Here is a 2850-nt window from a genome sequence, read left to right as displayed (position 1 = left end):
AGGCAGACCTCTATAATAATGAGTCAATATATCCCGGGATTAAAGCAAAAATATCATATTGTAGTCCTATCTGTTAGCATTTTTATCATTTGCTTATGTATTCCTAGTTGGCAAGAGACTGAGAAGTTGCTATGGTGGAATACTGCTTTCCGATTTTATATTTTAATCGTACTCCCTTTAATAATATTCCTAATCGGTGTAAGGAGAAAAAGACTATCATGAGAAGTATTATGATTTGTTTTAAACTAGTACTTAGCCTATGTATATTGATGCCATTAAGTGGTTGCTGGGATATTAAAGACATTAACCATAGAGCGTTTCCGGTTGCAATGGGAATTACTAAAGAGGGAGAAAAATTCAAAGTCTTACTTCAAATTCCTATTTCTTCAGAGGGTGTTCAAAAACAGGCAATTGTCAAAGGAACAGGGTTAACCATTTTAAAAGCTGTAGAGGATATTAGAACTAATATGGAAAGCAGTGTAGACTTATTGCACATAAGGATAATCATATTTGATCGAAAATTAGTAGAAGAAGGAGGGATGGAAGAACCGATTAACACGTTTATGAGAATTCGTGAAATATCTTCAAAAACATTAATCGCAATATGTGATGATAATATAGATTCTTTTTTCTTAGCACTCAAAAAGAATATAGAAAAAGGGATAAATATTTATGACTTTTTTGAGAAATATGCAGGTTGGACCCCACAAATATCTTTAACACGTCTATGGCATGTTTATCGAGCCCTTAATTCCTACACTCAAAATGTAGCAATTCCTATGGTCAAATCAGGGGAAAACACTGCAGTTACTTATACAGGTTCTGCAGTGATGAAAAAAGGAAAACTCGTATCTAAAATGGATCCTAAAGAAACCCTCCTTTTTAATGCCTTTCATGGGAACAGTATGAAGGGAAGGGTAGAAGTAATGGAACATGCAACAATCATGATTGTTGGAAATACAGGTTTTCATAAAGGTGAACTAAGAAATCATATTCCATATATGTTCTCAACGATTCGTTTAAATGTAGTTATTCAAGAGAGAAGGGGAAAAGTTTCCAATGCAATAATTAAAAAAGAGCTGGAAAAGGTATTGGCAAATCGTTTCGATGGAATGCTGAAACGATTTCAAAAGCAAGAATCAGATGTCTTCGGTTTGGGACAATACTATAGAAATAAAATTCCTTATGAGGAATTGAAGGACTGGCGAAAGAAATATTATCCCAATCTAGAAATGAAGCTTACCATTCATACTACTATACAAAACGAGGGAAATATCAAGACTATAACTGACAAATAGATTTTGGATATCATACAAAAAATGGGTAAGCTTTAATTTTAAAATGATTATTATCAAGAGCCCCATGCATCATAGTGACTTTGAAGTGGAAATAATACAGTTTATCCTCTACTTCTGATTGTATATATACTTATAATCCTTTAAGAAATAGTGAATAGTGAATGAGAATACTAAAAGGGGCTGTCTAATAAGTCCCTAAAATAAAACAGGTGAAGAAAAACGATTCGTTTTTTTTTACCTGTTTTTCTAGTTTTAAAATTATTCATTGTAAGTAGCTGGCGAAAGCCAGCTACCTTCAGTATAATGGCCTACGATTCCAAACTCCGTTTGGACTTTCCCTAAGCCAAGAATTTTTAAAACTTTTTTAGACACCAAAATTATTTACTCAAAAGTAAAAGACTTCAACGTTGAAAAATGGCATATAAAATGAAACAGGTATTAGTTTTGACTGTGGTAAAGTAGATCTTTAAATGAATATCCGCCCACTTTATAGGCTACTAAAAATTCTTACTTATGCTAAGGATGAAAAAGTTACACTAAACTAAAAAATCCTCCCCTGCAAAGGAGACAGATTTATTTTCTAACCGAGCTGCTGGACGGGAGCAAATCATAATAGTTTTTATGTTAGTTCTAAAATTGACTGCAAACGTAAATTCAGATGCTCTCATTCCCCGTCCTTGAAGAGCCAGTGGAAGTTTGAATCACTTTATCGAAACTCCCATGTTTCTCCTGGACTAATAAACCCACAGCATCCATCACGATAGAAAAATTTATCAAGAACCAGGCACTACAAAAAATTTTCATCATATATAGGTGATATCCGTTCGGATTTGATAAGGAGGATATCATGAAACCTATGTTACCTATGGAAAAATATTTTGGGCAGTTTGAACTGGTGCATGCTTTTTATGGGGCTATGCCTACAGGTGTCAGCGTTTCCGAAACCGGTCGTATTTTTGTATGCTTTCCGAAATGGGGAGACGACGTTAAATTTACTGTGGCGGAAATTGTTGAGGGTGAATTGCAGCCTTATCCCAGTTTAGAAACCAATTTAGTTAATACTGGGAATATTACGATGTCTTTCGTCAGTGTCCAAAGTATCGTTGCTGATGGAAGAGGAACACTTTGGGTACTAGATACAGGGGCACCAAATTTTTCTGAACCTATTCAAGGGGGAGCAAAATTAGTTGCTGTTGATTTAAGCACGAATACAATAAGGAGAGTATATACCTTTACAGAAGATGTTGTCTTGCCAACAACTTATCTGAATGATGTCCGTTTGGATTTTCGGGTTGGAAGAGCAGGCTATGCATATATAACGGATTCTTCTTCCAGAGGGCCAGGGGCTATTATCGTCGTAGATTTAGAAAATGGGAACGCGTTTAGACGGTTAAATGGGGCAATATCAACTTCACCTGATCCCTATTTTTTGCCGAAAGTAGAAGGTGAAATTTTGATGAATCGAAACCCGGACGGCTCGACTTCCCCATTTAGATTGGCTTCCGATAGTTTGGCGATTTCTCCTGATGGAAAGGTTTTATTTTATGCTCCG

The 2850-nt window shown here is 35.5% G+C and carries 2 protein-coding genes; both read left to right on the top strand.

The window, feature by feature from the left end; translation table 11 throughout:
- Window positions 1-218: 218 nt before the first annotated feature.
- Entirely contained in the window at window positions 219-1298 is a 1080-nt protein-coding gene (locus ACFVSH_RS25010) for a Ger(x)C family spore germination protein (protein WP_387604325.1), read from the top strand.
- 847 nt (window positions 1299-2145) lie between these two features.
- Window positions 2146-2850, top strand: a 705-nt coding sequence (locus ACFVSH_RS25005; RefSeq protein WP_387708447.1) for an L-dopachrome tautomerase-related protein, incomplete at its 3' end; no start/stop codon positions are given.

This window comes from Peribacillus sp. NPDC058002 (genome assembly GCF_042886655.1).
Classification (GTDB): domain Bacteria; phylum Bacillota; class Bacilli; order Bacillales; family DSM-1321; genus Peribacillus; species Peribacillus aracenensis.
The sequence above is the reverse complement of the archived record's forward strand: the minus strand, read 5'-3'. Positions and strand labels throughout refer to the sequence as shown.

Excerpts from the sequence above, each read along its gene's own strand:
- ACFVSH_RS25010 (WP_387604325.1), top strand. The coding sequence starts at position 219 with ATGAGAAGTATTATGATTTGTTTTAAACTAGTACTTAGCCTATGTATA.